Source organism: Mesorhizobium sp. P2_D6 (assembly GCF_056404315.1).
Window position 1 is genome coordinate 1 of sequence record NZ_JBFUEG010000055.1, and the last position, 4835, is coordinate 4835.

At 58.6% G+C, this 4835-nt stretch carries 9 protein-coding genes; 5 read left to right on the plus strand and 4 right to left on the minus strand.

Annotated elements, in window-relative coordinates:
- Nucleotides 1–941 precede the first annotated feature (941 nt).
- The 3 genes from AC1D1L_RS33340 (at nucleotide 942) to AC1D1L_RS33350 (ending at nucleotide 2236) form a co-directional block, all read left to right on the plus strand.
- Nucleotides 942–1193: a hypothetical protein gene (locus tag AC1D1L_RS33340; RefSeq protein WP_477345740.1), complete on the plus strand. Its 252-nt coding sequence runs from the start codon at nucleotides 942–944 to the stop codon at nucleotides 1191–1193.
- A gap of 303 nt (nucleotides 1194–1496) precedes the next feature.
- On the plus strand, nucleotides 1497–1739 hold the full coding sequence (locus tag AC1D1L_RS33345; protein WP_477345742.1) for a hypothetical protein: 243 nt from the start codon (nucleotides 1497–1499) through the stop codon (nucleotides 1737–1739).
- Nucleotides 1740–2035: 296 nt separating this feature from the next.
- The gene (locus AC1D1L_RS33350) at nucleotides 2036–2236 is read left to right on the plus strand and encodes a hypothetical protein (protein WP_477345744.1); all 201 of its coding nucleotides are present in this window, start codon (nucleotides 2036–2038) and stop codon (nucleotides 2234–2236) included.
- Here the strand turns inward: AC1D1L_RS33350 and AC1D1L_RS33355 are convergent.
- Complete coding sequence (locus tag AC1D1L_RS33355; protein WP_477345746.1) at nucleotides 2206–2448, minus strand: helix-turn-helix domain-containing protein; 243 nt, start codon at nucleotides 2446–2448, stop codon at nucleotides 2206–2208. The genes AC1D1L_RS33350 and AC1D1L_RS33355 overlap by 31 nt on opposite strands.
- Nucleotides 2449–2491: 43 nt before the next feature.
- Here AC1D1L_RS33355 and AC1D1L_RS33360 point away from each other — a divergent pair, with 43 nt between their 5' ends.
- Entirely contained in the window at nucleotides 2492–2662 is a 171-nt protein-coding gene (locus AC1D1L_RS33360) for a hypothetical protein (protein WP_477345747.1), read from the plus strand.
- Here AC1D1L_RS33360 and AC1D1L_RS33365 read toward each other — a convergent pair.
- The 3 genes from AC1D1L_RS33365 to AC1D1L_RS33375 all read right to left on the minus strand — a co-directional run bounded on the left by AC1D1L_RS33365 (nucleotide 2659) and on the right by AC1D1L_RS33375 (nucleotide 4043).
- Complete coding sequence (locus AC1D1L_RS33365; RefSeq protein WP_477345748.1) at nucleotides 2659–2850, minus strand: hypothetical protein; 192 nt, start codon at nucleotides 2848–2850, stop codon at nucleotides 2659–2661. The genes AC1D1L_RS33360 and AC1D1L_RS33365 overlap by 4 nt on opposite strands.
- 111 nt (nucleotides 2851–2961) lie before the next feature.
- The gene (locus AC1D1L_RS33370; protein WP_477345750.1) at nucleotides 2962–3162 is read right to left on the minus strand and encodes a hypothetical protein; all 201 of its coding nucleotides are present in this window, start codon (nucleotides 3160–3162) and stop codon (nucleotides 2962–2964) included.
- The gene (locus AC1D1L_RS33375; RefSeq protein ID WP_477345752.1) at nucleotides 3159–4043 is read right to left on the minus strand and encodes an ATP-dependent DNA ligase; all 885 of its coding nucleotides are present in this window, start codon (nucleotides 4041–4043) and stop codon (nucleotides 3159–3161) included. The genes AC1D1L_RS33370 and AC1D1L_RS33375 overlap by 4 nt, the downstream gene beginning before the upstream one ends.
- A gap of 125 nt (nucleotides 4044–4168) precedes the next feature.
- Here AC1D1L_RS33375 and AC1D1L_RS33380 point away from each other — a divergent pair, with 125 nt between their 5' ends.
- On the plus strand, nucleotides 4169–4357 hold the full coding sequence (locus AC1D1L_RS33380) for a DUF3606 domain-containing protein (RefSeq protein WP_477345753.1): 189 nt from the start codon (nucleotides 4169–4171) through the stop codon (nucleotides 4355–4357).
- Nucleotides 4358–4835 lie beyond the last annotated feature (478 nt).

A 4835-nucleotide genomic window follows, 5' to 3' on the forward strand; every position in this document is an offset into this window, starting at 1 on the left:
TCAACGGTGCTGCCAAAGAAACGGTAGGAGCAATTCGGAACTTTTGGGCGAGGCTTTGGTTCCTTTCGATAGGAGGATACGGCCATGACGGACGACAAGAACAACGGTGACTATCACGGCCGCGACTGCGCATCAGTTGACGAGGCATATGAGGTTGCACACATCGCGAGGAAATTTCAGCTGACTATGCCTGAGGCTCGATCTCTGATCCGAAGGTGCGGCGACAATCGTACGGCCTTGGAGCAGGCGGCTAGAAAGCTTGCGTATCAGCACGCGAAACCAGGCTTTCGGGTCTAAATCAGTCTCGCTTGTTGATCCAAAGGGAGTAGAAGAAAATGCTACGCGGAATCGCAGTCGCAGCTGCGCTGCTCATTCAGTTTCCAGCACCGGTATTTGCAGACACGGCCCAATATTGGGTCGCTAAGGATGCCGTGTCGAAGCAGTGTGAGGTGGTCACGAAGGAGCCTGACGGAACCCTCGTTATAAAGCTATCGAAAACCATATATAAGACTGAGGCGGAAGCGAACGATGCATTGAAAAAGATCCCTGATTGCAAGAAGTGACCGCCGGCGCCGAGCAATAAATGGGGGATTTCGAATGCCCTATGGCATGAACGAACTGCCGAACCCTAAAAAACTTGTCCCCGACCCTCAGCCAAGGCGAGGCGTGAGCAAGGGGGGATTGGTAGCGGCCTCCTCGCTGTTTCTTGTCTCCTTCGTTCTGGTCGCTTTTTGGTTCCTCCAATGAGCAAGCGCGGAATGACCATCGCGCCGGCCGAGCGCGAGCGCAAGCGCCCGTGAAGCGAAAAACTCCGCTTATCGGTAACCCTACCCGAAAATGATATCGCCGCCGAACCCGGCGCGGAACTTTTTTCCTCCCGACGGGGAAATTTATTCAGGCCGCCGCGTTGAGGGCGCGCGCGGACGGAGACGGGGGTTAAGTTGAAGGCTTTTGATAGACTTGAAGCGTTGCTGGATGCGGGCGATCCGCACGCCGCGCTGGAAGAGGCGCGAACTTCGTTGCGTCAGATCGAGGGGCGGTCAAATGCGGTCTCGAGTGCGATCGACGATTTTTTGATCGACTTGATGACCCTTGCATTCGTCACCGAAGCCTTTGGCAATCACCTCGCAGAGGCGGCTGGCAGACTCGCTCAGCGAAGGCTCTCAAAAGTCAGGCTGATGACTAGGACCTGACGGGCGGGCTCAATGTCTCATTGTCCGGTTCGGCTCCGTAGCTGTCTCTTATATAAGCGAGATGGAACATTCGCTGTCAGCCGCTGTTCTCTCCCAGGAGGAACGGTCATGGCGGACGCGCCCGCTTCGCCCTCAGAGAGGTTAGTCCGTGACGGCCCCGCAGGGGTGAATACGGGCGCGGCTAGTTTGCCACTTGCCGCCGGCGCCCTGGTCAAGGGGAGGCTAATCTATCCTAAGAAGGGGTTTGTAAGTTTGACAGACCCAGCCACAGGGAGGAATATCCGAGCGGGGTGGATATGGGGCATGGCCTTTCGTCGGCTAGGCGCGATTGCTTTTGGTGTGGCGTCCTTCATCGGCAGCGTTCACGCCCAAGATTCCTGTGACCCTAACTACACCGGGGCCTGTGTTCCAATCGCCACCGATGTCGATTGCTCCTCTGGAAAGGGAAATGGTCCGGCATATGTGCGCGGGCCGGTCACGGTCGTTGGCTCGGATATCTATGACCTCGACCGTAACGGCGACGGGATAGGCTGCGAAAACGGCTAGAGGTTACGCCGCCAGCCCTGGGGTGAGCATAAGATGCGCGAAGTCCGAATTCTAAAGAGGATGAGCACCCGCGGCATTAACTTCCTCGGGCTCACCGTTCTTTCCAAGCGAGGGGTTCGCATCACGTGACCACGCAATGCCCCGGCACGTTCCCCCGCCAAGCCGTTTGCAAGCAACCTTCGCGCCAGGACTTTCGCCGAGGCGCTGTCAAGCGCGGCGCGCAGAGTATATTAGCGATCGGGAACATACGGCTCCTGCGGGCGTTTATCGGTGATCGGCCCTCTCGGAGGTTTGCTATGCGAAAACTGTTACTTGCTTCGGTGATTGCCATCGCCTCCGCCGCAGCCACGGTCGTGCCTGCGGATGCACATGGCATCGGCTTTTTTGGTCCGTTCGGCGGCTTTGGTCCGTTCGGCGGTGGCCCCTTCTACGGCGGCGGCCCGTTTTACGACTATGGCGGCCGCTATTACGCGACACCAGCCACCTCAAACGCATGAAGAAGGGCGGCGAGCTTCATGGGACGCGGAATCCTCCGCCCGTTTTCAAAGTCGCGAATTGTTCCTTCGCTCAAACCGCTCTTGGAAGCGAGCCGCACCTGAGACCAGTTCAATAGCGCCCGTGCCGCCCGCGACTGCTCTGGTGTGTCATCACGACTATCGAACCGCTTTCGCCACTGCCGTCCCAGCTGACGCCGTGCCTCCGGAACCATTCCCTGCCGGCTGACGTTGGGTCAGTTGGAAGGGACATCCAACATGGTTGACGAGTTAGGCAAGCCGCCCGAAACAGCGAGCGGCATTGCCGCGCGGCGTCTGGTGACTGACACCGGTATCACCCCTGCACAAGCCACAGAGCTTGTTAGCTTCCTTGGCCCGTACAACTGGTCGTCGCTCTTCCGCGAAGCGCGCATACTGAAGAAGCCCTAGAGTCGTTTGAAGTCGGCGAGTCCTAGTCGTATCCGCTGGCCTTCAGCGAAGGCGAGCGCGTAGCTTTGAAGCTCGAATGATCGGGTAAGTTCCTGGTCTTCCTCGACCACACGGACAAACCATTCGCCGCAGGCTTCGACCACTTCAACGCAAGCGCGGGTCTTGCGGATTGGGATCACGTTATCCATCACAGCCTCCCTACGAAAAGCAATGGCAACGTCGAATTTTATAAGAGCGGCTAGCGGCGGTTTTCAATATCAAAAGATATGGGCTACCGAGCCGCTCCCTTTCATCCAGTCCTAGCGCAATCCCTGCATGATGGCCTCGAAGACCAGGCCAATTTCCTCATCGATCTCCTGCCCCGGAATGCCTTGGGTTTCCGCCTCCCGTTTCGCGTCCACTGTCATATCGATAACCAGCAAGACCGGGTCGACAATGGCATTGTCAGGCAACCGGTCTGATATCCAATGGTAGAGAAAATCACTCCCGCGCTTGCTCATTCTTCCCAAAAATCCTGGACCGAGGCGTGGCGTAGTTTGGGCTCACCGCGGAGCGTTCTCACGCGGGCCTTGATACCTGGTTTCACCCATTCGACGTCTCTATCGGCCGCCGCGGCCGGGACGCCAGCTGGCGGGTGAGCGGCGCGATCGCGCTCGATCCGCTGCCATAGCCGCTCCTTGATTGCGCGACCGGTGGCGATCACGGCTTTGCCGACATATTTGCCTTCCCGGGCGAACAGGCCCTCGGTCTGCTTGCCGGCCTTGCGCTTGACGCCGATCAGGTCGAGATCATCGACATCCCAGCATTTCGTTTTTACCCAGCCATCGGAATCGCCGCTGCGGTATGGGCTACCCCGGCGCTTCGAAACAATGCCCTCGAGGCCCATCTTCTCTGCCGCCTCATAGAATGCAGCGCCGCCACCCTCGACGTGCTGGCTGTACTGGATGATACCGTCGGCCGGCTTGACCAGACCCCACAGGATCGCCTTGCGATCGATCACCGGCAGCGTGCGCAGGTCCTGGCCGTCCCTGTGCAGGATGTCGAACGCGACGAACGCGAGCAGTTCGGCGTTCCAGGCCATGCGCGAGTGGATCTCATGGAAGTTCGGCCGACCGTCCGGCTCGGGCGCGACCATCTCGCCGTCGAGGATGAGCGCCTTGGCCGGCAGCTTCTCCAACGCGGCGACAATCGGCCAGTAGCGCTTCGACCAGTCGTGGCCGGTCTTGGTGAAGGCACGGCCGCCGGCCCAATCCAGCACCAGCTGGGTGCGAAAGCCGTCATATTTGATCTCGTGCAGCCAGTCGTCGCTGATCGGGGCAACCTCGACCAGGATCGGTTCCTGCGGCTTGATGAACCTCAACCGCTCACCATCGCTTCGCATGCACGCACACTCCCACCGCCGTCATTAAATAAGCTTAAGCTAAAATAGTTCCAAAACCGGAAATCGGCTTCTTGGTGCAACAAACATGTCAACCGGACGTTGCGGGGAGCGAAGGAGGATTCGATATGGCCGACGACAAGAGCAAGCGGGATTCTCGCGATCGGGACCGTGTTTCAGCCGACGACGATTATGAGGTCCAGTATTTCGCCAAAAAGGGAGGGATCACGCCCCAGCAGGTGAAGGACCTGATCGCCAAGCACGGGAACAATCGCGCGACGCTGGAGCGGGAAGCGAAGGCTCTGGGGAAGCGATAGGTAAGCCAGGATGCCAGCATACCAAGTAGAAGAGTGGGATGGGGAGGAGCTTGTCTCGTCTCATACCGCAGAGGCCGATGATCCGGTATCAGCGGTAGAGAAAGTCACTGGGCAACGGGTGTTGCCTCGATCTCTCCAAAAACGCTGGTTTCGTGTGGTCGATGAGGATGCGCGAAGCGCCCAGGAATTCRGTCTCGCGGACGATGAAAAATAATGCCTGAGGCCCCGCTCCTGTAGTCGGTTGCCCCCGGTCTGYATGAACGGGACGGAGCGGCAAAGCCTTTGTTAGATCATGACAAAATGCTAAGGTTAGCGATGTCCGACTTGACGACACCGCTGCTCCGAAAGCTCGAAAGCCTGGGTCGTCTTTCATCAGATGATCGCGAGAGCGTCGAAGCGATGGTGCTTGTGGGTAAGCAGTTGCAGCCCGGTGAGCAGATTGCGCAGGAAGGGGACGAACCCAGCCGCTGTTGCCTGG

Excerpts from the sequence above, each read along its gene's own strand:
- AC1D1L_RS33370 (WP_477345750.1), bottom strand. The coding sequence starts at position 3,162 with ATGAGCAAGCGCGGGAGTGATTTTCTCTACCATTGGATATCAGACCGG.
- AC1D1L_RS33375 (WP_477345752.1), bottom strand. The coding sequence starts at position 4,043 with ATGCGAAGCGATGGTGAGCGGTTGAGGTTCATCAAGCCGCAGGAACCG.
- AC1D1L_RS33365 (WP_477345748.1), bottom strand. The coding sequence starts at position 2,850 with ATGGATAACGTGATCCCAATCCGCAAGACCCGCGCTTGCGTTGAAGTG.
- AC1D1L_RS33360 (WP_477345747.1), top strand. The coding sequence starts at position 2,492 with ATGGTTGACGAGTTAGGCAAGCCGCCCGAAACAGCGAGCGGCATTGCC.
- AC1D1L_RS33355 (WP_477345746.1), bottom strand. The coding sequence starts at position 2,448 with ATGGTTCCGGAGGCACGGCGTCAGCTGGGACGGCAGTGGCGAAAGCGG.
- AC1D1L_RS33380 (WP_477345753.1), top strand. The coding sequence starts at position 4,169 with ATGGCCGACGACAAGAGCAAGCGGGATTCTCGCGATCGGGACCGTGTT.
- AC1D1L_RS33350 (WP_477345744.1), top strand. The coding sequence starts at position 2,036 with ATGCGAAAACTGTTACTTGCTTCGGTGATTGCCATCGCCTCCGCCGCA.
- AC1D1L_RS33345 (WP_477345742.1), top strand. The coding sequence starts at position 1,497 with ATGGCCTTTCGTCGGCTAGGCGCGATTGCTTTTGGTGTGGCGTCCTTC.